Source organism: Gemmatimonadota bacterium (genome assembly GCA_009835325.1).
Taxonomy (GTDB): domain Bacteria; phylum JAAXHH01; class JAAXHH01; order JAAXHH01; family JAAXHH01; genus JAAXHH01.
Genome location: VXWP01000070.1, coordinates 16,129 through 39,357 on the forward strand (window position 1 = coordinate 16,129; position 23,229 = coordinate 39,357).

The following is a 23,229-nucleotide window of genomic DNA, read 5'->3' on the forward strand; positions in this document are numbered from 1 at the left end:
TGAATGGCCATCGATATCACCGTGCCGCAACTGGGTGAATCCATCGTAGAGGCAACCGTCGTCCAGTGGTTCAAGCAGGAAGGCGACCCGGTCACGACCGGCGAAGCCCTCCTGGAGCTCGAGACGGAGAAAGTCACCCTCGAGGTGAACGCCAACGACAGCGGTATACTTTCCCGTATCGAACGGACCGCTGGCGAGGACGTCCGCATCGGCGACCTGCTCGGTGTACTGGACGAAAGCGGTGAAGCGGCGGGCGCGGACGCTACCGTCGACGACGCTACTGCCACGGAAAGCGCGGATGCTTCAGCAGATGAGCCCGGTTCCGTGGATGACCCTGGTTCCGCGGATGAATCCCCTGAACCCGCCCGGGAAGCGTCAGGACCGTCCGATGCGGTCACCGACGACCGGGTAACGCCTGTGGCGCGGCGCATGGCGGATGAAGCGGGGATTTCCCTGTCGGACGTGGAAGGGACCGGGATGGGTGGCCGGATCCGCAGGGAGGACGTGGAACGGGCGGTGGCGGCGAGAAGAGAACAGGACATGTCCGCGCAGACCGAGACGACCGGCGAAGTATCGGGTGCAGGGGCAGCAGCGGTGTCGCAGGAGGATGCGGCAGGATCCAGCGGAAGTCCGGCATCCGAACGAACGGTTGACCCGACGACGCCCGCGGCCGACCCGACGACGCCCGTGGCCGATCCGGCCGGTGACGACCGGGAGGAAATCGTGCCCATGTCCCGGCGCCGGCGCACCATCGCCAGCCGGCTCGTGGAGGCGCAGCAGACCGCGGCGATGCTGACGACCTTCAACGAGATCGACATGAGCACGGTGATGACGATACGCCGCAGGAACCGGGAGGCCTTCGAGGAACGGCACGGCGTGCGGCTGGGATTCATGTCCTTCTTCGTCAAGGCCGTGATCGGCGCGCTCAGGGATTTCCCCGAACTCAATGGCGAGATCCGCGGGGACGCGATCGTCAGGAAGCACTACTACGACATCGGGATCGCAGTGGGCGCCGAGGACGGACTCGTGGTGCCGGTCCTGCGGGACGCGGACCGCATGTCATTCGCCGAGATCGAAAGCAACATCAGACAGTATGCGGCAAAGGCGGGCGAGGGCAAACTGTCGCTGGAGGACCTGCGCGGCGGCACCTTCACGATCACGAACGGCGGGGTTTTCGGTTCGATGCTGAGCACGCCCATCCTGAACCCGCCGCAGGTCGGCATACTGGGGCTGCACCGAATCGACGACCGTCCCGTGGCCGTCGACGGAGAGGTCGTGATCCGTCCCATGATGTACGTGGCGCTGAGTTACGACCACCGGATCATCGACGGCCGGGAAGCCGTGCGATTTTTAGCCAGGGTCAAGTCCCTGATCGAGGTACCCGCGGCTTTGCTGCTCGAAGTGTGACGTACGGTGTGACGTTCTGTCGGCGATTTACCTGATTCCGGGAGGAAATGATGGCCTGGTGGGTCTGGATTGTTGGCGGCGTGTTGCTCTGCCTGGCCGAGATGGCCACGCCCGGCGCATTCTACCTGCTGTTCTTCGGCGTCGCCGCGCTCGTGGTCGGCGTGCTGGCCTGGTTGGGACTGGTGGAAACGACCTGGGTCCAGTTTCTCCTGTTTTCGATCGTCTCCATCGCCTCGCTCGTCCTGTTCCGCCGGATGCTGACCGAAAGACTGAATCCCGAAGAGCCCGCCACGAAGATCAACACCCTGGAGGGCGAATCAGGAACGGCCCTCGAGGATATCCCTTCCAATGGCACCGGCAAGGTGGAAGTGCGGGGATCGAGCTGGAACGCCGTAAACAAGGGAGATTCGCTTATCGAAAAGGGACAGGCCTGCCTGGTCGAACGTGTTGAAGGCGTCTCGCTCTGGGTAAGGAGCGCGTAAACTCAACCCGGATGGCGACGAGGGATTCGTAAAGGCCTCGTCCGTCGCTAATCACGCTGGAAGGAACTTGTAATGGAAACCTTGATCGTAACCATCGTCGTCGCGATCGCCGCGATTATATTCCTGAGAAACCTGATCATCGTCGTGCCGCAGCAGGAAGCCCGCGTCATCGAAAGGCTGGGGAAGTACAGCAAGACGCTGAACGCCGGTTTCTACATCCTGCTGCCCTTCGTGGACCGGGTGGCCTACCGGCACACGCTGAAGGAACAGTCCATCGACATCCCGGAACAGCTCTGCATCACACGGGACAACGTCCAGGTCGGCGTGGACGGTGTGCTCTACATGCAGGTGCTGGACGCGGAGCGGGCTTCTTACGGTATCGCCGATTACGACCTGGCCATCACGCAACTCGCCCAGACGACCCTGAGGAGCGAGGTCGGCAAGATCGACCTGGACAAGACTTTCGAAGAGCGCGGCGCCATCAACTTTGCCGTCGTCAGTGAACTGGACAAGGCGTCCGATCCCTGGGGCGTTAAGGTCCTGCGGTACGAAATCAGCAACATCAGTCCGCCCCGGGACGTCCTGGAAGCCATGGAGAAGCAGATGCGGGCGGAACGGGAGAAGCGGGCGGCCATCCTGAATTCGGAGGGGCTGCGCGACTCCAACATCAACCAGGCCGAGGGCGAGAAGCAGAAGGTAATCAAGGAGTCCGAGGCCACGAAGCAGCAGCAGATCAACGAGGCCGAGGGCGAAGCCCAGGCCATCCTCACCGTCGCCAACGCCACGGCCGAGGGTGTTCGCGCTATAGGCGGCGCCATCAAGTCGGACGGAGGCGACGAGGCCGTGCAGCTGCGGGTGGCCGAGCAGTACATCGAAACCTTCGGCAACCTGGCCAAGTCGGGCAACAGCCTGATCATTCCGTCTAATCTCAGTGACGTCAGCTCCATCATCGCGTCGGCCATGTCCGTGATCAAGCACGACCGGACCGCGGACAACGGCGATCGGGGGCGCGTCTAGCTTACGACCATGCCCAACCGACCGAAGATCGCCGCGATCACGACCATCTACCATCCCTACGCCCACACCCAACACATCGTGGACCGCTTCCTGGAGGGGTACGGCTGGGCCGGACGGCACCACCACCCTCCCATGGACCTGGTCTCCCTGTACGTGGACCAGGTGCGGGAGAACGATCTAAGCCGGGACCGGGCTGCCCGGTTTCCCGGCATGAAGATATACCCCACGGTTGCCGACGCCCTCACCCTGGGCGGGGATTTGCTGCAGGTGGACGGCGTCCTCCTGGTGGGCGAGCACGGCGAGTATCCGACCAACGAGAAGGGGCAGCGGCTCTATCCGCGCTATGAACTGTTCCGCGAGATCGTGGAGGTCTACGAGGCTAGCGGCCGTTCCGCGCCGATCTTCAACGACAAGCACCTGTCGTGGAACTGGGACTGGGCCCGGGAGATGTACGATACCTCGCGGCGGCTGGGGTTCGCCTTCATGGCGGGGTCCAGCCTGCCGGTGACCTGGCGGACGCCCTCGATCGACATGCCACTGCACGCCGAGGTGGAGGAGGCCGTGTGCGTATGCTACGGCGGGGTCGATAGCTACGACTTCCACGGCCTGGAGACCCTGCAGTGCATGGTCGAGCGGCGCAGCGGAGGCGAGGCGGGCGTAGCCTGGCTCCACGCCCGGCGCGGCGAGGCCTTCTGGGAAGCCTACCACGACGAAGCGTGGTCCCGCGAACTCTTCGAAGCGGCGCTCTGCCGCAGCCACACGCTGAAACCTTCCCGCGACGGATTCAACAACATCTTCCCGACTATCAACGAAATGAAGCGGATGGTGGAAGATCCGGTGGCCTACACCTACGAGCACCACGACGGGCTCCGGTGCACCATGATCCTCTTCAACGGACTGGTGGAGGACTTCAACTTCGCGGCGCGCCTCGCGGGGCGTAGCGAACCGCTGTCGACCCAGATGTACCTTCCCATGCCGCCCGCGCGCACCTCGCTGGCCAACTTCTTCTCGCCGCAGGTCAACAACGTGGAGCAGATGTTCCTTACCGGCGAGGCCGCCTATCCCGTGGAACGTACCCTGCTGACGACGGGCCTCACCGCGGCGGGGGTGGACAGCCTGCACGAGGGACAGGTACGCCTCGAAACGCCTCATCTCGACGTCGCCTACCCGGCGCCCGAGCGCTCCACGTTCTGGAGATACTGACATTATGGCAAAACGGCTCGCCGTCATCAGTTCCATCTACACCTATCTGTCTCACACGCAGCATTTCGCGGACCGCTTCCTCGTGGGCTATCCGCGGTCCGGTCGCTGGCACCGGCCGGACGTGGAAGTGGTGTCGCTCTACGTCGACCAGCGGCCCGAAGGCGACCAGAGTACCGGCCGCGCCCGAGAGTTCGGTTTCGAGGTCTATCCCACTATCGCCGAAGCGCTGCGGTGCGGCGGGGATACGCTGGCGGTGGACGGGATCCTGATCATCTGCGAACACGGCGATTATCCGAACAACGAAAAAGGACAGAAACTCTACCCGCGCTACGAGATGTTCAAGGCCTGCGTCGAGGTGTTCGAACGGGACGGCCGCTCGGTGCCGGTCTACAACGACAAGAACCTGTCCTTCAGCTTCGATCGGGGGCTGGAGATGGTGGCCGATTCGAAGCGACTCGGCTTTCCGGTGCTCGCGGGCTCGAGCCTGCCGGTCACCTGGCGGCTGCCCGACCTGGAACTCCCGCTGGAATGCGACATCGAGGAAGCGTTGATGGTGGGCGTTGGCGGTTCGGACGCCATGGACTACCACGCCCTCGAAGCCATGCAGTGCATGATCGAGCGGCGCAGAGGTGGTGAGACGGGGGTCAAAGCGGTGCAGATGATCGTGGGCGACGCCGTGTGGGAGGCTGGCGAGCAGGGACGCTATTCCGCGGCACTCCTGGAATCGGCGCTGTCCCGCTGCGACAGTCCGAAGGGGCTTACGGACGAGGACGGCCGTACCCAGGACCTGCTGGGCACGGGCGAGTTGCAACGGCTCGCTTCTGAGCCGGCCGCCTACTTCATCGAACACGTGGATGGACTGAAGACCACGCTGCTCATGCTCAACGGCACCATCGGGGACTACTGCTTCGCCGCCCGACTGAAGGACGAACCCGAGCCACAGTCGACCCAGTTCTTCCTGCCGCCCACGCCTCCGGTCACCTATTCCGCCTGCCTGGTGTCGAAGATCGACGAGATGTTCGAGACCGGCGTTTCTCCGATCCCGGTGGAACGGACGCTCACCGTCTGCGGCATCCTCGACCATTGCCTCACGTCGAAGCAGCGGGGCGGCATCCGCCTGGAGACCCCCGATCACCGCGTGCAGTACCGGGCGCCGGTCCGGTCGCAACACTGCGGTCCCGCCCAGGACGGATACACTTCCTGAATCCGATTTACGAAGATTAGATTAAACGAAGATCAGATGAACGAGCCTTTCCGGCTCGCCGTGGGCTCCGCTCAGCAGAACCAGGCCTCGGTCAGCCTGGGGACGCGCCGCCGTTTGAGCGGGATGTCGTGAAATGGCTGCTCCGAAGGCGCCTCGACGCCCGCCATTTCCGCCGCCAGGCACCGGATCCGGTGGAACACACGCCGGTTGTCCCTTTCCTCTCCAGCCGCGTCTGCCTCCTCCACGAGTCGGGAAACCCGTTGATGCAGGCGGTCCATGCGTGCATCGCCATGGCGCCACGTGTAGGTGAAGCCGGCCTCATCCAACGCGCCGATCCATGACCGGGTATCCGGTTCATCCAGCAGGGCCGACCCGGGTGGCACGAGCAGGCGGATGGTGTACTGCACCGGGTCGATGTGGTCGACCAGTTCGTGGACTTCGACGAAATCCAGCAGATCCAGGTAGTCGTCCAGGGTCGTCCAGGGCGTGAAGGCCACCAGCGAGGGCCGCATGGGCAGGTCCGCGTCGCGCAGGATGGCCAGCGCCCGGACGACGTCGGCGCGGGTGTGTCCTTTCCTGAGGCGCTCCAGCACCAGATCGCTGACCGATTCCACGGCCGATACGACGAAGATGCCGCCCAGGTCCCGGGCTTCCGGGAAAAAGGATGGGTGCTGGAGGATGTGTTCGGTCTTGGTGGTGAAATCGAAGGTGAGGCCGGGGTGGGCCTCGCTCATCCTGCGCAAGATACGCAGGACGTGGGTGGGACCGTTCAGGAAATCCGGATCCCCGAAGGTGATGTGCCGGGCCCCCATGCGCACCTGCTGGTCCACGTCGGCGAGCACCACGTCGGCAGGCACGGCAAAGAACCGGCCGTGGTACACCGGCGTGATCGGGCAGTGCAGGCAGGTATGCAGGCAGCCGCGCGTGGTCTCGGCGTAACCGGCGGGAAGCAGTTCAATGCCGTTGTCCAGCTGGGCGTACCGCTTCAAACCGGGCAGCGTATCGCGGTCCGGGACGAGCCACTCCTGGCGCGCGAGATGCGGAGCGGTAGCCGCACTGCCGGCCAAAGCGTTATTCGTGGTGGCAGCCGCACGTCTTGCCAAAGCGGCACCGCCGGTCGATGCGGGACCCCCGGGCGCCGCTGCCGGTTCGTCATCGCACAACCTGCCGACCAGGTCGCAAAGCGGCTGTTCGAATTCGCCGCCAATCACCGAGTCGGCCCCGTGGGACAGGAGATACTCGGCGTTCAGCGTGGCGTAGAGTCCGTAGAAGCAGAGATGCGCGCCGGGATTGAGATTCCGGATACGGCGCGACAGGTCCATCCCGACCCGCATGGCCGTGTGCATGGGCACCGAGATCCCGATGAAGCCGGCCCGGCGGACGACATCCTCCGGGACCGGTTCGATCGCGGCGTCGACGACAGATACTCTATATCCTTCGGATTTCAGGCGGGCGGCGGGGGAGGCCAGGCTGAAGGGCTGATGGCCCAGTTCATAGCAGGAGATGAGCAGGATATCATCGTCACGCTTCATGATGGAACCACGGGACGGCGAAGGCTGCCGGGTTATTTCGTCTGAGGGGGACGGTATCCCGGCGGCATTTCGGCGCCTTCGCCGAAGAAGAACTCTTCCAGGTGCCGGTCGTAGACTTCCTGGCCCTCGGTCGTGGCGAGATTCAGGCGGTACTCGTTGATGACCATGACCGAATAGTTGATCCACATCTGCCAGGCCTGTTTGGATATGTTATCGTAGATGCGCTGTCCGAGTTCGTTGGGAAAGGGGACGAAGTCGAGTCCTTCAAGTTCCTCTTCGAGCTTGGCGCATTGGACCATGCGAGCCATGCCGGGCCTCCTCGTAACGTGCGTATTCCTGGCTGAACATATGCCGGTTGGTGTCGCGTGTGCTACAACACAGGCTATATACCCGCCTGCCTGGTGTTTGTCAAGTTGGCCGTTTGCCGGTGTCGAAGCGAGGCTCCCGGGCGAGGAACCTGCCTTCTCGTCCGGATCCTGCGCATTCCCGCGAAGACCTCCTCAGTCCTCGATGTACTGTGCCAGCACCGCATCCATGGCGGCGTTGCCGCTGGGATAGCGTCCTTCCGGAACGCCGAGACCGTGGTCGAGCAAAAGACCGAGCGCGGCAGGATATCCGCCGTTATCCCGATTCCACTGGCAGTGCATCACGGCATGGACCGGGTCCTGGAAATACCCGCCGATGGGCTCAGTTGAGGCGCCCAGCCGGAGGAGGAAGTCGACCATTTCGGAGTGTCCCTTGCACAGGGCCCAGTAGAGGGGCGTGGCCTCCATCCAGCCACGGGCGTCGATTGGCCAGCCCAGGTCCGCCATGAGACGGACCGCGGCCCAATTGTCCACCTGGGCCGCGTGGCTGATCAGGGTTTTGTCGTCGTCACTCAATTGGTTCAGGTGACGACTTCTAAGTCTCTGCACGACTTCGAGATCCGTGTTCGCACACGCGATCACGAACCGGTCATATTCGGTGGTAGGGGACGGCTCGGCGCCATGCTGCCTGAGGCGTTCGGCCACATCGCGTCGGCCGAGGCGATGGGCAAAGTCGAGCGGCGTCCACCCGACGATTCCGAGCGCCGTGCTCTTCCCGGTCGAGGTGCGCGCATTGGGGTCCGCGCCGGCCTCCAGGAGCGTGCCGATCAATTCTACCGTGTTGTTTCTCTTTACGGCCCAGTGCAGGGACGTTTCCCCGTCGGCGGGATGTATGGCGTTGGGATCGGCGCCCTGGTCGAGAAACCACCGTATGCCCTCGGTCCAGTTCATGTCCATGACATGCTTGATGCAGTAGGAAACCGCTTCCGCGTCCAGCCCGTTCGCCGCGACCGTATCCAGCAGTTCCAGGTTGAACTTCTCGCAGGCGTGGTACAGGGACTCGTTGTCGTTGGGGTCGGCGCCCGCGTCCACCAGCACCCGGGCCGCCGGCACGCAGTTGTTTTCCACACATCCGTAGAGGGCAGACTCCTTCCAGTCGTCATCGTTCACCCAGTAGCTGTCCGGGTCGGCGCCGTGCCGCAGGAGCAGTTCCAGGATGCGGACCATGGCGTCGGCACGTTCGGTCAGATAGCAGGACCATGTCGCATGCAGGATCGGGGTCCAGTCTCTCGGGCCGCCCTTTGTCGTGGCCGCGGTAGGATCAGTCGCCAGCATGTCTGTGACGGCATCCAGGTCCCCGGCGGCGCAGGCAGCGTGAATATCCCCCCGGGTAAGTTCCGGTGACGATTCGAGCACTGCCTCGGCGCGTTTCCGATCGCCCCATAACCAGGCCGAGGACAGGAACATCTCCCGCTTCTCTTCCAGGTTGCCGGCGGCAATTTCGAGGTGGATCTTCAGGTGGGGCCAGGATTTGAACCCATGTTCCCGGGCGATGGCATGATAGGCGTCCGACAGCACGACGCGGTCACGCCGCGCACCGGTGGCCGACTGGATTCTTTCTACGGCGTCTTCTTCGCCGCTGCGCGCGGACTTCAGCAGCGTTTTCGCCTGCAGCCTGAGATGGCGTATATCGGGATGGGATGGCAGGGACGGCATGGAACCTCCTTCGCACGGCCATGAGACCGCCGGAACACCCGTGTGTCCGCCGTACGGGCAGGAAGAAGGTTGCCAGTACAGATAGGAACCGACGCAGGTGAACTTTTGTTCTTTCCGCGGACGGGCGGCGTCCTGCACACGCCGATTATGGATAAATGTACAGGCTTCGCGGGAGCGCGTCAAGAGAAAGCAGCCGGTGGAATCCGGGCGGATCGAGGGCGGAACGACGGCCGGGTTTCAGAGAGGCAGACCCGCGCTCCGGCTTGACGCGGGCGACTATTCCCGTTACCTATCGCATCAGTCATGATCTATCGGGAATTCGAAACGCACGCCGCCCTCGCGCCTTACGTTCAACTCGTATGGATGATGGAATCCGAGCACGAGGACGACCACGCGTCCAGGTCGCTCATCGTTCCGGACGGCATCGTGGAGATCGCCTTCCATTCCGGCGATCCGCGGATCACGACCGTGGCGGGCGTGAAGCGCATGGTCCAGCCGCGGAGCTTCGCGATCTCCCAGATGCGCAAGTATATCGAAATCGAGTCCAACGGCCGGACCGGCTTCGTGTCGGTGCGCTTCTATCCGTGGGGCGCTTATCACTTTTTCGACAAACCCGTCCACAGTTTTCTGGATGATACGGTGAGCACCGCGACCCTATGGCCTGGCCATTACGAGGATTTGATGCAGAGACTCCGTGCGGCAGCGGACGGCGCGGGCGGCGCGGGTGGTGCGAGCGGCGCTGGTGACGCGGACGGGGCGGGCCTCGCCGCTTTCGTTCAGGGGTTCCTGCTGGATCGGTTGAAGGAGCATTACCAGGATGACGTGGCGCTCGACGAGGCGGTCAAGCTCATTCGGTCCACGGGCGGGCAACTGTCCGTCGAAGAGGTCGGTGAACGCGTCGGTCTCTCCAGGAAGCAGCTGGAAAGGAAGTTCGTGGCTACGGTCGGTACGACGCCAAAAACCTTTGCCCGCATCAGCCGGTTCCTGAACATCTGCCATCACCTGGACAGGTACCGGGACAGTACGCTGACCCGGCTGGCCCACGAATGCGGGTATTTCGACCAGGCCCATTTCATCCGGGAATTCAGTGTTTTTACCGGGTTTACCCCGAAGGCGTTCTTCGCGAAAAACAACGTTAAATTCGCGGAACTCTAGACTTGTGTCTCATTTTTACAATTTTAACACACCAAGCGTTGTATCTTTAGTCATGAAAGTGATCTGACATCGACGAATCCGCCATCCGCGCGGCGGCCTGGCGAACTTGCCACCCGCTCGGTGGCTTTCCGTAAGGAGACTTATTATGAAACTGGTACCCTATCTGGCATTCAATGGTCAATGCGAGGAGGCGCTCGAGTTTTACCGGGACTGTCTGGGCGGCTCAGTCGTGAACCTGAGTCACTACAGCAAAGACCAGGACATAGGCATGGAAATCCCCGACCACATGGTGGGAAAGGCCATGCACATGTCCATCCAGTTCGGCGAGAACATGCTCATGGGTTCCGACCATATTGAAACGGTTCCTTCGGACACCAACATCTCGCTCTCGATCGACTTCACGAGCGTGGATGAACAGGAGCAGGCGTTCAACGCCATGTCCGCAGGCGGCGAGGTGACCATGCCGCTGCAGGATACGTTCTGGGGCTCCCGTTTTGGAATGATCACGGACAAATTCGGCATTAACTGGATGTTCAACTGTCACCTGAACACACCGGAGCAATCGTCATGAAGCGCGTACCATTGGGTTTAGTTGCCGGCGGCGTACTCGGCCTGCTGGACGGGCTGTCCGCGTTCCTGATTCCCGAGGCCCAGGGCATGATGACCGAGATCATCATGTGGGGAACGGCGAAGGGCCTGGTCACGGGTCTGCTGGTTGGCATGATAGCGAACAGAATAGAGGGAGTAGGCAAGAACGTGCTGGCCGGCGGCGCGGTGGGTGCGGTCCTTTCACTGCTCGCGGCGGTCTCCACGGGATCCTATGTCGAAATCGTGCCTCCGGGGATCGTCGTCGGGTTGCTGGCGGGCCTCGTCGTTTCGAAATGGGGTAAATAACCCCGGGACACGATTGGGTTTCATTTTGGACGGGACGTGGTTGACTCCGCCACGGTGCGTGCCGGATCAGGAGACCGGGCGGTCCTTTGACGTGTTGGCGGCGTCTGATCCCACGCCCCCGTATCCTCGCAGCAATTCTGCCAGGTCGTCTCTTCGGCTGAAACCGGCGAGACGTTCCAGCCTGTCGAGTGGCGTCAGGCCCTCTTGGTTTCTGGCATTGACTTCGGCTCCGTGCGCTACGAGCAGCTGAAGAATCTCCTCAGTATCTTCCATCCGGTTGTCCACGTCGAGAACGTGCAGCGGCGTGTTCCCCGATTCGTCCCGTTTGCGGGCGTGGGCGGGGTCGTTCTCGAGCAGATCCCGCACGCGGGCCAGCAGATCCGATTTTACGGCCCGGTGTATCCCGGCGAACTGTGCCAGGTATTCGACCACGTGGTCCTGCTGGTAGTGGCTGGCATGACCGATCGCGTCGATGCCGTGTCCCCCGTCCCGGTGCGACGGATCCGCCCCCAGCTCGACCATCAGCTTGATCATGTCCAGGTGGCCGTACCGGGCCGCTTCGTGCATTCCGCAGGCATTCAAGTCGAATCCAAACTGGTCCATCAATCGGACCGCGTCCCGGTTGTCCGATCCAAGGGCGTTCTCCATGAGCGCTTTAACGCGATCTCCGAGTTTTTCGATTAGCATCGGATCAAGGGCCAGCAATGCGCGGGCTCGGTCCCGGTCTCCGCTGATGCATGCACACGCGAACCGGTCCAGGTCGTCCAGCGGGAACGTACGCGCGCCGCAGGCCGCCAGGTACTCGGCGATGGCCTCATTCCCGTGGTAGACGGCTTCGCCGTAAGGGGAGCGTGCACCAGGCCGGTTGGACGGCCGGTTCACGTCTGCCCCGTTCTCGACCAGCAGGCGAACCCGGTCCGGATAGTTCCACCTTGCGGCCCACTGCATTTGATAGGCCAGCATGTCCGCCGGACTACTCACCCAACCCCGCGATTGCTCACCCAGCAACCGGTGCCACGGCCGGTTCCCATCCTTTCCCAGTCCGTGGGCGAACAGGAACCGCAGGTGCTCGTCGTCACGGCTGAACATCCGGTTGTAGAGGGTCTGTGCATCGTTGGGATCGGCGCCGGCCTCGATCAGGATCTCCGCCAGTTCATAGCAGTTCCGGTGCGGCGGGCACCTCGCCGGGCCGTTTTCCCCCTCGCCGAACAGTCCGGTAAGGACGGTGTAAGGACAGGGGAAGCCGGCCCAGAGATAGCCCGCGTTCGGGTCGGCGCCATGGGCAAGCAGCAGCCGAGCTGTTTCGACGGCCGCGTGTTCCGATGTCCCGGCGTCCAGACGGGAAAACGCCACGTAAAGCAGCGGTTCCCAGTCGTGGGGGCCGCCCGGAGTCTTCGCAAGTTCCGGGCTTGCGTTCAGAAAAGCGGACACGGCGGGTATGTCACCGGCTGCGGCTGCGGCGTAAATACTCATCCGGGCAAGTTCCGGGTGGGCATCCAGCATGCTTCTGGCCCTTGCCCGCCTCGACGGGTGGTCCTGGGCACCCTGCGTCAGACAGGCGAGACGGATGAAATCGTCGGCGAATCCGGTGCCGTCACTCGGCTTCGACGGCGTGGGATCCACGTTGGGACTGCGGGAGTGGCTCTCGACCGTGCGGAAGTATCGTTCGACACGGCTCCAGTCCGGGAATCCGTAGCTTCGGGCCACGGCGTCGCGGGTGTCCCGCAGGGTGAGGTTGGGCGGATCCGGGTTGGGCTGGTTCCGGGCCGCCTTGCCCGGTGCTGCTTCCGTCCCGGTCCGGTGTGCCGCGAACAACTCGCGGGCTTCGCCGGCGATATCGCTCAGATCGACCGGATATGGCCATTGCCTGGGTGGGACTCGATCCAAATGCGCCATTCCACATGTTCTCGTGTTCGGTTCAGTCGCCCGCGGCCCCGGTCTAGCCGCTCGCGGTCCTCGGCCTTGGTTCAGCCACCCGCCTCCGTAACGCGACGAAGCGCGTCCTGGTTGACGAGATCTGGATAGACGAACTTCCGGGCGTACTCGGCCGCCGTCACATCTCTCCACGTGTATTCTCCGCCCTCCGTCGTCGGTTTGCGGAGGGATGCGCGCACCGACGGGTCGGCGCCGTGTTCCAGGAGCAGGTCCGCCATGTCCGTGAAGTTGCGCGGTACGTGCAGCGAGGCCATGGCGTGGAATAGCGGCGTCCAGCCCCCGTACCCCTCGTGGTCGGTTCCGGCAGGCGCATTAACGTCGGCGCCTTGTTCAAGCAGCCACCGGGCCATTTCCGCGTCGCAGAACTCGACCGCCATGTGGAGCAGGGTAACGCCGCCCGACAAGGGAGTCACACAAGCGTATGGATTTGGGACTTCAATGCTGTATCCAGGCGGGAAGATGTCTTTTTCCGAGAACAGTCTCGAAGTCATTTGGGAGTCCCTGCGCAGATGCGCTTCCAGCAGGCGAGTGTCCCGCAGATGCAGGGCCAAGGGCGGCGTGTCCGGCAACTCGACACCCGCTTCCACCATGACACGGAGGCAATCGGCCTTATTCCCGGGATTTCGCTCGTTGGTCGCCAGGATCATGCCCGCGTTGTCCGGCAGCAGCCTGCCGCCCTTCGAAGAGAGGTGGCGCAACATCCCGGACGCCAGCGTCATACAGGGGTAATCGATTACCCGGAATGGCCTACCGGACGGCGATAGGGTCGTCGCATTCGGATCGGCGCCATAGAGGAGTAGCAACTCCGCGGCGTCAAGGTTGTGATCGAAGCACGCCGCGGCCCGTAAAGCCCTGTCGCCCCCTTCGTGCACATCCGCGCCGGCGGCGATCAGGACTTCCATAGCCTTCACCTTGCCGAAAAACGCGGCGTATGCGAGCGGCCGGTACCCATTGTGTCGGCGCCGCCTGATCCAGTGCCCTTCCCGGTGAATCAGGCCGGGGTCTTCGGCCAGCAGGTCGTTCAGACGGCCAGCGTCGTCATCGAGGATCGCCTGTTCCAGCGCTCCCATGGATCCGACGGACTCGACGTAGGCCTTCAGTTTCGGCCAACTGGGAAAACCATACCGGTGCGCGACGTGGAACAGCGCATTGGCAAGCGTCGGACAGGAACCGGCGCTCACCAGGTCTTTCGCCTGGTCTTTGAGGTGGCGCAGGTCGGGCTGATCGGGAAGTTGTACTAGGGTGGATTCTGACATGGCTGACCTCCTTGACTGGCTGCCCGGTGTCCGTATTTTCGGGCCAAAGGAAGTACAGCGGTATGATAACTGACCAACAGGTGGGCTTCTACCCTGTCCACGGACCGGAGGCGGCCTGTCCCGCACCGAACTCAGGATAATTCATGCGGGAACGGCGGTCAAGGGTAATTGATGTTGGCGACAGGCGGTTACGATTCAAGGTCCCCCGCGTACGTGTCGCCGAATAACTTCGGCTATGGCCGTGTTGCCGGATTCATCCGCAATCGAAAGCGGCAGGGTCCAGGGCCAGTCGGCCAGACCAGGTTCGGCGCCGTGTTTCAGTAACAGGCGAACCATGCCGGCCTGGTCGTGCTCGACCGCGACGGCCAGGGGCGTGCGGCCTTCTTTTTCATCCAGCACGTTCACCGCCGCGCCTATTTCGATCAGGGACCGGGCGGTGGATGCCCAGCCATGCCGGGCGCAGACGTGTAGGTAGGTCTGACCCTCGAAGGTGCGGCGGTTCGGATCCAGGCCCGCCGCGACCAGTTTGCGGGTGATCGCGGCGTTGTCGCCCCATCCCGGCAGGTATTGAAGATCAACCAGGCGTCCGGGCGCTCCGGGATCCTCGGCCAGCAGTGTATCGATCAGCCGCTCGTCTTCCGAACCGATCACTTCGGCGGCCACGTAAGGATCCCGGACCCGGTGCGACTTGCCGTCCACCAGGTTCCGGAGCGATTCGCGGTCCAGGCTCCAGGACGGTGGGTACACCGCGCCGTGACGTACGAGCAGATCCCTTATGGATTGATCGTTCGTGCCCGCGGCGCATCCGCAGGAGTCCAGTTCCACGTTGGGATTGGCGCCGCTTTCCAGCAGCAGGGCGACCAGATCCGCCTGCTTGTGCCACACGGCCACGAAGAGCGCTTCGTCCACCGCGTGTCCGTCGGTGCCCGCTTCAAGCAGCAGCCGAACGATGCGTTCGTGTCCTGCGCGCACCGCATAGGACAGGGGGGACCTCATGGCGGCATCGCGGTGCTTTTCGGCGGGTTGCGCTTCGAGGATCGACGCTGCCCTTTCGAAGTCGCCCAGGTGGCAGGCCGCCGTGATGGCGTAATGCGCACCGTTCTCCAGCAGGTACACCGTGAGGCCGAGTTTCGGATCGGGCGGATCGAGTCCGAATCCGACATCGAAGGACAGGGTCAGCGGGGTCTTGCCGTCCGCGCGCCGGGAATCGATGGGTACGCCGCGGTCCAGAAACAGCTCGATCAGGTCTTTCCGGCCGTTCAGTACGCCCAGGTGAAGTCCGCTGTTGCCGTCTTCGTCCGTTCGCCGGGCCAATTCGGGCTGTTCGTGCAATACCGATGCAACACGCTCGAATGCAACGCGCTCGAAGCCGCCTGCCTTTATGAGATCGGCGATCTCCCTGAACGCGGGATCGTAGCCGAACCGGGCGTTCATCGCGTTTTCGAGAACGTCCACCACGTCGTCGAAGCCGCGTTCCCGGGTGCTTTCGAGGAGACTCGCCCAGGTCGAATTGAATATATTGAGTCCAGGATCGGCGCCCCGGTCGAGCAGCAGTTGCACAGCGTCGGCATGTCCGTGGCGCGCGGCCAAATGGACCGGCTGGGCGTACCAGTGCAGGGCATTCACGAGTCGCGGATCGTCATCGAGTAGCGCCTCTATGGCCACCCGATCGCCGGCAGCGCCGGCCTTGAACAGGGACCAGGCGGCTTCTCCGTCGATCCAGTCAGTCTCGTCGCCCCAACGGTCGTCGTAGTAGGGCCGCCCGTATTCGGGACCCAGGCCCGGGCTGATCATGAACCCGGTCCGGCAGGCATCCAGGTGCACGCGCCCCCGGAACTTTCCGGGAAACGCCATGCGCGCGGCGCGGTCGGGGTACTTTCCTTTGATTTCCACCGTGTTGCTCCGAACCGATTTCTGATCGACGTCAGTCGGCCGATCGACACCGGACCGTTCGTTGATCGTCTCGTTCCGCCCGATCATAATTTTCAACCGGTGTGAGCACCAAGTTCAACCAGCGCGTGGAACGCCGTCCGGCTCCTTGCGGAAGCGGCACAGTCCAGCGGCGTTCTGCCTCCGTGGTCCCGCGCGTCCGGGTCGGCGCCGGCTTCGATCAAGGCGCGGACCGTATCGGTTCCCGTTCCTCTCGCGCAGACCAGGTGCAGCCCGGTACGGCCTTCACCATCCTGGAGGTTGGGATCGGCCCCGAGTTCCAGGAGCAGGCGGACCCGCTTGCCATGGCCGTGATTGGCGTCGTGGTGCAGGAGGGCGCGTCCGTCCACCCGCTCGTTGATGTCCCATCCGTGCCCGACCAGCAACTGGAGTCCCTCGGCCATCGACGCGCTCGGCGTATGCTTGAGTCCACCCCGGTTCGGTTCCGCGCCGTTTTCCAGCAGGAATCGCACGCCATCCAGGGTGCCGAATCGCAGTTGCATCATAAGCGGGGTTTCCCCGGCGCACCCCACGGTAGTCAGGGCGTTCACGTCGGCCCCAGCATCCAGCAGCAACCTGCCGACGGGGACGGACCGCCAGTGATGCATCGCCCGGGCGATCCCCCGGCCTCCGGTGAATTCGGCATGTACGAGTTCAGGATCGTCCGTCAGCCCGGACCGGACTGCTTCGATCCGGTCCGCCATCACGGCATCCCTGAAGGCGCGCACCCGGTCGGGAATCAGCAGGTCCGCGATCGCCCGGTGGACCGGCTTATAGCAGTGGCCGCAATTCCGGCGGACGAACTCCCGCAGCAGAGGGTGGACCGCGATCCCGTCGTAGCCTGCGAGCCGTGGCCGGCTTTCGACAGCGGTCTGCGCGGCTTTCAGATCCCCTCGTGCAAACGTCGCAAGGAAGGCTTCGTCAGATTCGGACTCCATACCGGTTGGACCCTCCGGTTACGTCATGTCTCAATCCCTGGCCGCCAACCGCCCGCCGATCCATGCCATGGGCAGATACCCGCCGACCAGGTCCACCGCGATGAACCAGCCCGGCGCGGGCAGCATCATGGCGTTGGCGATGCCGCCGAGGAGGAACAGCGATCCGATGAGCATGGATAGCTTCAGCCGGTGCCCCGACGCAATCTTCACGGCCAGGTACGCACCTGCCAGGGTGCCGGCCGCATGGGCCAGAAAGGGAAATACGAAATGCCGGAACTGAAACAGGTGCATGGACGACGCCAGGGATTCCATATCCGTTACGTCGACGCCGGACGGCGGCGGAATGACCATGGGGCCCAACAAAACCAGGCCCATGTTGACCGCGCCGCCGACCACCATACCCAGAACCACTGCAAGGATGATTCTGATCGTTTTACCCATGGTGTGCCCTTCTGGTCAGGTGAGGAAAATGGCTGCCTATAGAAATCTTATAGACACGAATTGACACGTATATACATCGTATAGACTTCTATACCTGAAATCGCTTGTTCCACCCACAGTCCACAACCGGCCGGGTTCCGACCGGATCCACGCCTGGCGCGAATTCCGGTTGCTGAGAAATCTATCCCCAACTGGACGTGCAGGCAAAGCAAATCACCGGCAGATAATGGCCTTGTCCGGCTTTCGTCCCGGAAGTACGTTGGTTTTCGTCGTCCGAATCCAGTCGGACCACAGCGTGCCATCCGCGTAAGACAGATGAAGCTTGCAAGGGAGCATACATGGGAGTTTACGAGGAACTGGGCATCCGGCCGTTCATCAACGCCGCGGACCACTACACGCGGTACGGCGGGTCGATCATGTGGCCCTGCGCGGTGGAAGCCATGGTCGAGGCGTCTCGACAGTACGTCAACCTGTTCGAGATGCAGACCCGGGTCGGCGAGGCCATCGCCGAGTTGACGGGGAACGAAGCAGCCTACGTGAGCTGCGGCGCCACGGGCGGAATCGCGCTGGCAGTCGCGGCCTGCATGGCCGGCACGGATCCGGAAAGGATCGAACAACTGTCCGATACGACGGGCATGAAGAACGAGGTGATCGTGCACCGGTGCGCGCGGTTCTACGAAGATATCGCCATCCAGGTTCCCGGGGCGACGATCGTGGAAATGGGCGACGAGCGCGGCGCAACCGAAGAACAGCTTGCCGCCTGCATCAATGAACGCACGGCCGCGGTGTTGACCCTGTCGCCGTGGGGCCGCATGCTGCCCATTGACCGGATCGTCCACATCGCCCACGGACACGGGGTACCGGTACTCGTGGACGCGGCGTTCAGTATCCCGCCCAAGGCCAATTTCCGGTACTTCACCAGCGAGTTGGGTGTCGATGCCATCATCGCCAGCGGCGGCAAAGCCATCCGCGGCCCTCAGACCACCGGACTAGTCATCGGTAAGAAACCCATCGTGGAAGCATGCGCCGCACACGGCAATCCCAACCGGGCCATCGGCCGCACGATGAAGGTCGGAAAGGATGAACTGGCCGGCATCTACGCGACGGTGAAGTACATCATGGAACGGGACGAGGACGTGGTCCGCAGGGAAGTCAACCGGATGGGACTGGATATCCGAAAGGGATTGTCCCCGTCATCCCTGGTGAAGTCGGTCAAGCGAAGCGGCGACGTGGTCTCAATCGAAATCGACCTCGCACGGCCGGGGTGGTCGGACCAGGAGTTCGAACGGCGGCTGCTCGACGGCGAGCCCTCGATCGTGACCTGGTGCAGAAACGGCCGCTTCCGGGTGAAACTCGGTACGCTGCAACCGGGCGAGGTGGACCGGGTGATCCGGCGGCTGCGGGAACTGTTATGCGATTGAGCGCGCAGGGTCGGCATGCCACCTGAACCTTCGTTCTACCCGCCCATTACTTCCCTCTCCCTCGTCGAGGGGATGTATCTGTCCCGGCCCAATCGATTCAGCGTAGAGTGCCTGATCGACGGCATGGAGGAGTACGTCTTCATGCCGAATCCCGGCAGGATGAGAGAACTGCTTCTGCCGGGTGTAAAGTTGATCCTGGCCGATCACGGCTTGCATGCAAACCGAAGGACGCGGTATACGGTAATGGCCGTGCGCTACCGGGAACGAATCGTGTTCGTCCACACCCACCTGAACAACCTCGCGGCACGCATCCTGGTCGAAGGCAGGGCGGTCCCCGGATTGAGGAGCTACGCGGTCGTGGGATCGGAGGTGGCCTTTGGCCCCCACCGGTACGACCTCCTCCTGCGGGACAACGCGGCAGACCTGTACCTGGAAGTGAAATCCTGTACCCTGTCCGCGAACGGGATCGCCATGTTTCCCGACGCGGTCACGGAACGGGGGCGCAGGCATCTGCTGGCACTGGCACAGATGCACGCGGAGGGAAAGCGGGGCGCCCTGCTGTTCCTGGTTCACCACGAAAACGCCAGGGCATTTCTGCCGGATTATCACACGGACTTCGCATTCGCAAGGGCATTCTGCGAAGTGGAGGACCGGCTGCCCGTCTTCGCGGTTGCGCTGGAGTGGACGTCGGACCTGCGCTTCCGTGTCTCGAATCCGCGGTTAGTCATCCCGTGGGACGTTATTCGCAAAGAATGCGTGGACCGGGGCCACCTGGTCTGCGTCGCGCGTGGTGGGACGGGATACCGGGTGTCGCTGACACGCTATATGGGCGAACTGTCGCGGATGGCGGGGATGCGTGCAGCCCACGCAACTCGCGCAGGTCACGCAGGCCGCCCAGGCCGCCCAGGCCGTGCAGGTGCGGTATACCCCGTTCGGTCCTCCAACGACGCATCGGAGGGTATGACGGGCGTGCTGTCAGGGCTTTATGGAAACCCGTCAGAAGACTTCGACGGCTGGACGTTCAGGTGTGCAACCGACCCGGCACCTACGCCCGAGTTTCAAGAGGCGCTATTGAACTTTCGCATGCCGCGCCGGCTGCTGCCGGATCCGCACTGAAACACCTGTCATCGAAGTCGCCGCGTACTAAAGGCTCAACTGAGCAACTGCTGCACGTCCGGCGACCGGCCGTTTCGGACCGCGTAGTCCAGCGGCGTTTCTCTTCGGGAGGATTTCGCCGACCGGTCCGCGCCGTGGACCAGGAGCGTTTCGATGATTACCCGGTCGGCCCCCGCGGCGGCGAAATGCAGGGCCGTCTCACCGTATACGTGTCCGGGATCGGTTGTCGGCGCGTCATCGTGGCAGGCCTGGTCGACGTTGGCGCCGTTCTCGAGGAAGAAACGCACGACGTCCGGGAGGTTGTGCTGGACCGCCACGTGCAATCCCGTGACGCCGTTCATGGGCTGGGCGAGATTGATGTCGGCGCCCGCTTCCAGGTAGAGACGCAGGTACCGCAGCTGGCCGCGGTAAGCCGAAAACGTCATGAGGATGCCCTCGTCGAACCCCGCGAAGTTCACGTCAGTACCCACGGAAAAAAGGTATCTCATGATCACGTAGTGTTCATCGGTTTCCTGCTGAGGCGGAATATGCGCCGGGGTAATGCAGGCCGGATCGGCGCCCTGTTCTACCGCCCTGTACACCATCGCCGTGTCGCCGTTCTCCACGGCGTCGATCAAGGTAGCGTTCAGGTCTTTCTTGTCGGACACGATTACCTCACTTCCATCGGCAGCCCGTGTAAAAGACGCCCTGAACCCGCCGGTCAACAAAGCCCTTGTATGCCAGCCGTGCGTTTAGTTTAATTGAATGTACAGTATTCAGTCAACGTATTCACATCCACAGTGTTTTGCATCTGCCGTGAATCGTCCACGCACCATCCTGCACGCGGATATGGATGCCTTCTTCGCGGCCGTCGAACAGCGGGACCGTCCCGAGTTGCGCGGCAAACCGGTCATCGTCGGAGGCGACGGACCGCGGTCCGTTGTGTCCACCTGTTCCTACGAGGCACGCAAATTCGGCGTACATTCCGCCATGCCGGGCACGACGGCGCGGAAGCTGTGTCCACAGGGGATCTTCCTGCCCGTCAGATCGGAGGCCTACGGAGCGGTTTCACGGCACGTCCAGGAGATCTTCCACCGGTATACGCCTCTCGTCGAGCCGTTGTCGCTCGACGAGGCGTTCCTGGACGTCACCGGTTCGTCGCAGCTGTTCGGAGACGGCGAAGCGATCGCCCGGTCGATCAAGGCGGACGTGCTGAAGGAAACGCGCCTCACCATATCCGTCGGCGTGTCGCCGTGCAAATTCGTGGCCAAAGTGGCCTCCGACCTGGACAAGCCCGATGGCCTGGTGATCGTCCCTCCGGACCGCGTACCGGATTTTCTGGCGCCTCTGCCCGTTTCTTGCCTATGGGGCGCGGGCAGGGACATGCAGGAGCGCATGGTCCGTCTCGGACTCCGGACGATAGGGGACGTGCAGCGGCGGTCATCGGAGGAGCTGCAACGGCTGCTCGGCAGCGCCGCCGGCGCTCATTTCGCACAGATCTCCCGGGGGCAGGACGACCGGCCCGTGGTGACCGGGCATCCGGCGAAGTCGGTCGGCCACGAAAACACGTTCGGCACGGACCTGGTGGACCGGGAGGAATGTCACGGCGTGCTGGTGGACCAGAGCGACAAGGTGGGACGCCGGCTGCGGAAAGCGGGGCGGCTGGGCAGGACGGTCCGGGTCAAGGTCCGGTTCGGGGATTTCAAGACCCTCACCCGGCAGGCGGCCGTGGCGCCGACCGACAACGATTTCGTCATCGGCAAGGCGGCCGTGGAATTGTTCGACGGTGTATGGGACGGCAAGACGGGCATTCGGCTGCTCGGCGTGGCCGTCGGCAACCTGGTAAGGCCAGCGGAGCCCGTGCAAACCGATCTCTTCACGGAAGGCGACGGGCAGTCGGATCGTCTCGTGCGCGCGCTCGACACGATCAGGGACCGTTACGGCCGCAGCGCCATACGGCACGGCGCATCCGCGATGAAAGCCTGATCCGCGATGAAAGCCTTATTGTACGTGATGAATGTCTTATCTGCGATGAAGCCTGATCCGCGTTCGGACGCGCGAATAACGGAGATGGGAGGACTATGATAAAAAAACTGTTGCTGGTCTTTGTCGTCGCGGTCGTGGCCGGTGTGTCCGTGATGGGTTATTACCTGTGGAAGGGCCCCGACCTTTCCTCCTATGGCCATCTCGTCGAACCTGCGATTTCAACCATGCCGCCTCAGCGGATGATCGTGGTCGAGGTCAGGGGCGACCCGGACCATGTGGCATCCGAAGCTTACGAAATGTTGTACGATCTGTACTACAGTGTCGGTGGCGTGGATTACTGGCCCCTTCCGGCGCCCAGGGCCCGCTGGCCGATCTCACCCGATCTCCCCAGGGCAGAATGGGTCGGTATCTATGGCATCCCCGTTCCCGATTCGGTGGCGGAACTGCCGGAGTACGTCCACATACCGGGCATGACGGTTTCTCTCACGACCTGGGATTACGGAGAAGTCGCGGAACTGCTCTATATCGGTCCCTATGAAGAAGAAACCCCCTCCATTGAAAGACTGCGGAACTTCGCGGCTGAAAAAGGATATGCGTTCGCCGGTCCCCACGAGGAAGAGTACTTGAAGGGACCCGGCATGATTTTCAGGGGGAACCCCGAGGAATACGTCACCATCCTGCGATACGTGATCAAACCGATGACGGAACCTCCGGATGGCGGAACCACCTCGGACCCTGCCGGAAGTACCGAAAGTGAAGGATCGGAAGGAACGGTCGTACCATAATAAACCCATGCTGAAAACCCTGCTGAACCAAGGAGGCGTCATGCTTGAGTTTACCGGACTGAACTGGCTGGCCATTCTCGTGGCAACGGTAGCTGGATTCGCGCTAGGCGCGATCTGGTACGGCCCGATTTTCGGAGAAGCGTGGTTGACCGCGATAGGCAAGACGGCGGACCAGATTCAACCGTCCGCCGCCCCGTTCGTCATCAGTTTCTTCACCGCCCTGATTACGGCGGTCGTACTCGCGATGTTAATCAGCGCTCTGGACATATCGACGCTGGGCGGAGGGGTGTCGATCGGGCTCCTCGTGGGCATCGGCTTCATCGCCACCGCGATGGCTTCGGATGCCGCGTTCGGCGACACCGGGCTGAAACTGTGGTTGATCCAGTCCGGATACCGCGTGCTCTACAGCGTGCTGATGGGCGCGATTCTCGCCGTGTGGCGTTAAGCGGTCAGCACGGACGGCACGGTCAGCACGGACGGCTCGGTCAGCACAGACGGCTGGGTATGCACAGACGGCTCGGTCTGCAC

The 23,229-nt window shown here is 63.0% G+C and carries 22 protein-coding genes; 13 read left to right on the forward strand and 9 right to left on the reverse strand.

What is annotated here, in order from left to right:
- The first annotated feature begins 3 nt into the window (after positions 1-3).
- The 5 genes from odhB (at position 4) to F4Z81_08720 (ending at position 5,313) form a co-directional block, all read left to right on the forward strand.
- Positions 4-1,407, forward strand: a complete 1,404-nt coding sequence (gene odhB / locus F4Z81_08700; protein ID MXW05127.1) for a 2-oxoglutarate dehydrogenase complex dihydrolipoyllysine-residue succinyltransferase — start codon at positions 4-6, stop codon at positions 1,405-1,407.
- A gap of 47 nt (positions 1,408-1,454) precedes the next feature.
- Entirely contained in the window at positions 1,455-1,889 is a 435-nt protein-coding gene (locus F4Z81_08705; protein ID MXW05128.1) for an NfeD family protein, read from the forward strand.
- Between the two features lie 72 nt (positions 1,890-1,961).
- Positions 1,962-2,906, forward strand: a complete 945-nt coding sequence (locus tag F4Z81_08710) for a paraslipin (GenBank protein MXW05129.1) — start codon at positions 1,962-1,964, stop codon at positions 2,904-2,906.
- A gap of 9 nt (positions 2,907-2,915) precedes the next feature.
- Positions 2,916-4,109 (forward strand): hypothetical protein, encoded by a 1,194-nt coding sequence (locus tag F4Z81_08715; GenBank protein ID MXW05130.1) that lies wholly within the window; start codon positions 2,916-2,918, stop codon positions 4,107-4,109.
- Position 4,110: 1 nt separating this feature from the next.
- Positions 4,111-5,313 (forward strand): hypothetical protein, encoded by a 1,203-nt coding sequence (locus F4Z81_08720; GenBank protein MXW05131.1) that lies wholly within the window; start codon positions 4,111-4,113, stop codon positions 5,311-5,313.
- Positions 5,314-5,384: 71 nt separating this feature from the next.
- Here the strand turns inward: F4Z81_08720 and F4Z81_08725 are convergent, their stop codons facing one another.
- The 3 genes from F4Z81_08725 to F4Z81_08735 form a co-directional block, all read right to left on the reverse strand.
- Positions 5,385-6,848 (reverse strand): radical SAM protein, encoded by a 1,464-nt coding sequence (locus tag F4Z81_08725; protein ID MXW05132.1) that lies wholly within the window; start codon positions 6,846-6,848, stop codon positions 5,385-5,387.
- Positions 6,849-6,877: 29 nt separating this feature from the next.
- Positions 6,878-7,153, reverse strand: a complete 276-nt coding sequence (locus tag F4Z81_08730; protein MXW05133.1) for an oxidative damage protection protein — start codon at positions 7,151-7,153, stop codon at positions 6,878-6,880.
- A gap of 192 nt (positions 7,154-7,345) precedes the next feature.
- Complete coding sequence (locus tag F4Z81_08735; protein ID MXW05134.1) at positions 7,346-8,866, reverse strand: hypothetical protein; 1,521 nt, start codon at positions 8,864-8,866, stop codon at positions 7,346-7,348.
- A 303-nt stretch (positions 8,867-9,169) separates the two neighbouring features.
- Between F4Z81_08735 and F4Z81_08740 the strand changes: the two genes are divergently transcribed.
- The 3 genes from F4Z81_08740 to F4Z81_08750 all read left to right on the forward strand — a co-directional run bounded on the left by F4Z81_08740 (position 9,170) and on the right by F4Z81_08750 (position 10,915).
- Positions 9,170-10,021, forward strand: coding sequence for a helix-turn-helix transcriptional regulator (locus F4Z81_08740; GenBank protein MXW05135.1), 852 nt, complete (start codon positions 9,170-9,172; stop codon positions 10,019-10,021).
- Between the two features lie 145 nt (positions 10,022-10,166).
- Entirely contained in the window at positions 10,167-10,592 is a 426-nt protein-coding gene (locus F4Z81_08745) for a VOC family protein (GenBank protein ID MXW05136.1), read from the forward strand.
- Entirely contained in the window at positions 10,589-10,915 is a 327-nt protein-coding gene (locus F4Z81_08750) for a hypothetical protein (protein MXW05137.1), read from the forward strand. The genes F4Z81_08745 and F4Z81_08750 overlap by 4 nt, the downstream gene beginning before the upstream one ends.
- Positions 10,916-10,981: 66 nt before the next feature.
- On the opposite strand, the gene F4Z81_08755 is transcribed toward F4Z81_08750, so the two are convergent.
- The 5 genes from F4Z81_08755 to F4Z81_08775 all read right to left on the reverse strand — a co-directional run bounded on the left by F4Z81_08755 (position 10,982) and on the right by F4Z81_08775 (position 17,414).
- Complete coding sequence (locus F4Z81_08755; GenBank protein MXW05138.1) at positions 10,982-12,811, reverse strand: ankyrin repeat domain-containing protein; 1,830 nt, start codon at positions 12,809-12,811, stop codon at positions 10,982-10,984.
- Between the two features lie 71 nt (positions 12,812-12,882).
- Positions 12,883-14,106 (reverse strand): ankyrin repeat domain-containing protein, encoded by a 1,224-nt coding sequence (locus F4Z81_08760; GenBank protein MXW05139.1) that lies wholly within the window; start codon positions 14,104-14,106, stop codon positions 12,883-12,885.
- Positions 14,107-14,301: 195 nt separating this feature from the next.
- Positions 14,302-16,086 carry a hypothetical protein gene (locus F4Z81_08765; protein ID MXW05140.1) on the reverse strand — a complete coding sequence of 595 codons (1,785 nt, stop codon included), beginning with the start codon at positions 16,084-16,086 and terminating at the stop codon, positions 14,302-14,304.
- 5 nt (positions 16,087-16,091) lie between these two features.
- Positions 16,092-16,973, reverse strand: a complete 882-nt coding sequence (locus F4Z81_08770; protein ID MXW05141.1) for a hypothetical protein — start codon at positions 16,971-16,973, stop codon at positions 16,092-16,094.
- Positions 16,974-17,003: 30 nt separating this feature from the next.
- On the reverse strand, positions 17,004-17,414 hold the full coding sequence (locus tag F4Z81_08775) for a hypothetical protein (GenBank protein MXW05142.1): 411 nt from the start codon (positions 17,412-17,414) through the stop codon (positions 17,004-17,006).
- 338 nt (positions 17,415-17,752) lie between these two features.
- Here F4Z81_08775 and F4Z81_08780 point away from each other — a divergent pair, with 338 nt between their 5' ends.
- Together F4Z81_08780 and sfsA are read left to right on the forward strand one after the other, a co-directional pair.
- Positions 17,753-18,835 (forward strand): aminotransferase class V-fold PLP-dependent enzyme, encoded by a 1,083-nt coding sequence (locus F4Z81_08780; protein MXW05143.1) that lies wholly within the window; start codon positions 17,753-17,755, stop codon positions 18,833-18,835.
- A 15-nt stretch (positions 18,836-18,850) separates the two neighbouring features.
- On the forward strand, positions 18,851-19,951 hold the full coding sequence (sfsA, locus tag F4Z81_08785; GenBank protein MXW05144.1) for a DNA/RNA nuclease SfsA: 1,101 nt from the start codon (positions 18,851-18,853) through the stop codon (positions 19,949-19,951).
- A 35-nt stretch (positions 19,952-19,986) separates the two neighbouring features.
- On the opposite strand, the gene F4Z81_08790 is transcribed toward sfsA, so the two are convergent.
- Positions 19,987-20,598 carry a hypothetical protein gene (locus F4Z81_08790; GenBank protein ID MXW05145.1) on the reverse strand — a complete coding sequence of 204 codons (612 nt, stop codon included), beginning with the start codon at positions 20,596-20,598 and terminating at the stop codon, positions 19,987-19,989.
- Between the two features lie 97 nt (positions 20,599-20,695).
- Here F4Z81_08790 and F4Z81_08795 point away from each other — a divergent pair, with 97 nt between their 5' ends.
- The 3 genes from F4Z81_08795 to F4Z81_08805 all read left to right on the forward strand — a co-directional run bounded on the left by F4Z81_08795 (position 20,696) and on the right by F4Z81_08805 (position 23,146).
- Entirely contained in the window at positions 20,696-21,916 is a 1,221-nt protein-coding gene (locus F4Z81_08795) for a DNA polymerase IV (protein ID MXW05146.1), read from the forward strand.
- Between the two features lie 95 nt (positions 21,917-22,011).
- Positions 22,012-22,701 carry a hypothetical protein gene (locus tag F4Z81_08800; protein MXW05147.1) on the forward strand — a complete coding sequence of 230 codons (690 nt, stop codon included), beginning with the start codon at positions 22,012-22,014 and terminating at the stop codon, positions 22,699-22,701.
- A complete protein-coding gene (locus tag F4Z81_08805; protein ID MXW05148.1) occupies positions 22,631-23,146 on the forward strand; it encodes a DUF1761 domain-containing protein in 516 nt (171 codons plus the stop codon). The genes F4Z81_08800 and F4Z81_08805 overlap by 71 nt, the downstream gene beginning before the upstream one ends.
- Positions 23,147-23,229 lie beyond the last annotated feature (83 nt).

Bases quoted from the DNA above. Each gene is read 5' to 3' on its own strand.
- odhB (MXW05127.1), top strand. From the start codon at position 4: ATGGCCATCGATATCACCGTGCCGCAACTGGGTGAATCCATCGTAGAG.
- F4Z81_08705 (MXW05128.1), top strand. From the start codon at position 1,455: ATGATGGCCTGGTGGGTCTGGATTGTTGGCGGCGTGTTGCTCTGCCTG.
- F4Z81_08710 (MXW05129.1), top strand. From the start codon at position 1,962: ATGGAAACCTTGATCGTAACCATCGTCGTCGCGATCGCCGCGATTATA.
- F4Z81_08715 (MXW05130.1), top strand. From the start codon at position 2,916: ATGCCCAACCGACCGAAGATCGCCGCGATCACGACCATCTACCATCCC.
- F4Z81_08730 (MXW05133.1), bottom strand. From the start codon at position 7,153: ATGGCTCGCATGGTCCAATGCGCCAAGCTCGAAGAGGAACTTGAAGGA.
- F4Z81_08735 (MXW05134.1), bottom strand. From the start codon at position 8,866: ATGCCGTCCCTGCCATCCCATCCCGATATACGCCATCTCAGGCTGCAG.
- F4Z81_08740 (MXW05135.1), top strand. From the start codon at position 9,170: ATGATCTATCGGGAATTCGAAACGCACGCCGCCCTCGCGCCTTACGTT.
- F4Z81_08745 (MXW05136.1), top strand. From the start codon at position 10,167: ATGAAACTGGTACCCTATCTGGCATTCAATGGTCAATGCGAGGAGGCG.
- F4Z81_08750 (MXW05137.1), top strand. From the start codon at position 10,589: ATGAAGCGCGTACCATTGGGTTTAGTTGCCGGCGGCGTACTCGGCCTG.
- F4Z81_08755 (MXW05138.1), bottom strand. From the start codon at position 12,811: ATGGCGCATTTGGATCGAGTCCCACCCAGGCAATGGCCATATCCGGTC.
- F4Z81_08760 (MXW05139.1), bottom strand. From the start codon at position 14,106: ATGTCAGAATCCACCCTAGTACAACTTCCCGATCAGCCCGACCTGCGC.
- F4Z81_08765 (MXW05140.1), bottom strand. From the start codon at position 16,086: ATGATCGGGCGGAACGAGACGATCAACGAACGGTCCGGTGTCGATCGG.
- F4Z81_08770 (MXW05141.1), bottom strand. From the start codon at position 16,973: ATGGAGTCCGAATCTGACGAAGCCTTCCTTGCGACGTTTGCACGAGGG.
- F4Z81_08775 (MXW05142.1), bottom strand. From the start codon at position 17,414: ATGGGTAAAACGATCAGAATCATCCTTGCAGTGGTTCTGGGTATGGTG.
- F4Z81_08780 (MXW05143.1), top strand. From the start codon at position 17,753: ATGGGAGTTTACGAGGAACTGGGCATCCGGCCGTTCATCAACGCCGCG.
- sfsA (MXW05144.1), top strand. From the start codon at position 18,851: ATGCCACCTGAACCTTCGTTCTACCCGCCCATTACTTCCCTCTCCCTC.
- F4Z81_08795 (MXW05146.1), top strand. From the start codon at position 20,696: ATGTACAGTATTCAGTCAACGTATTCACATCCACAGTGTTTTGCATCT.
- F4Z81_08800 (MXW05147.1), top strand. From the start codon at position 22,012: ATGATAAAAAAACTGTTGCTGGTCTTTGTCGTCGCGGTCGTGGCCGGT.
- F4Z81_08805 (MXW05148.1), top strand. From the start codon at position 22,631: ATGGCGGAACCACCTCGGACCCTGCCGGAAGTACCGAAAGTGAAGGAT.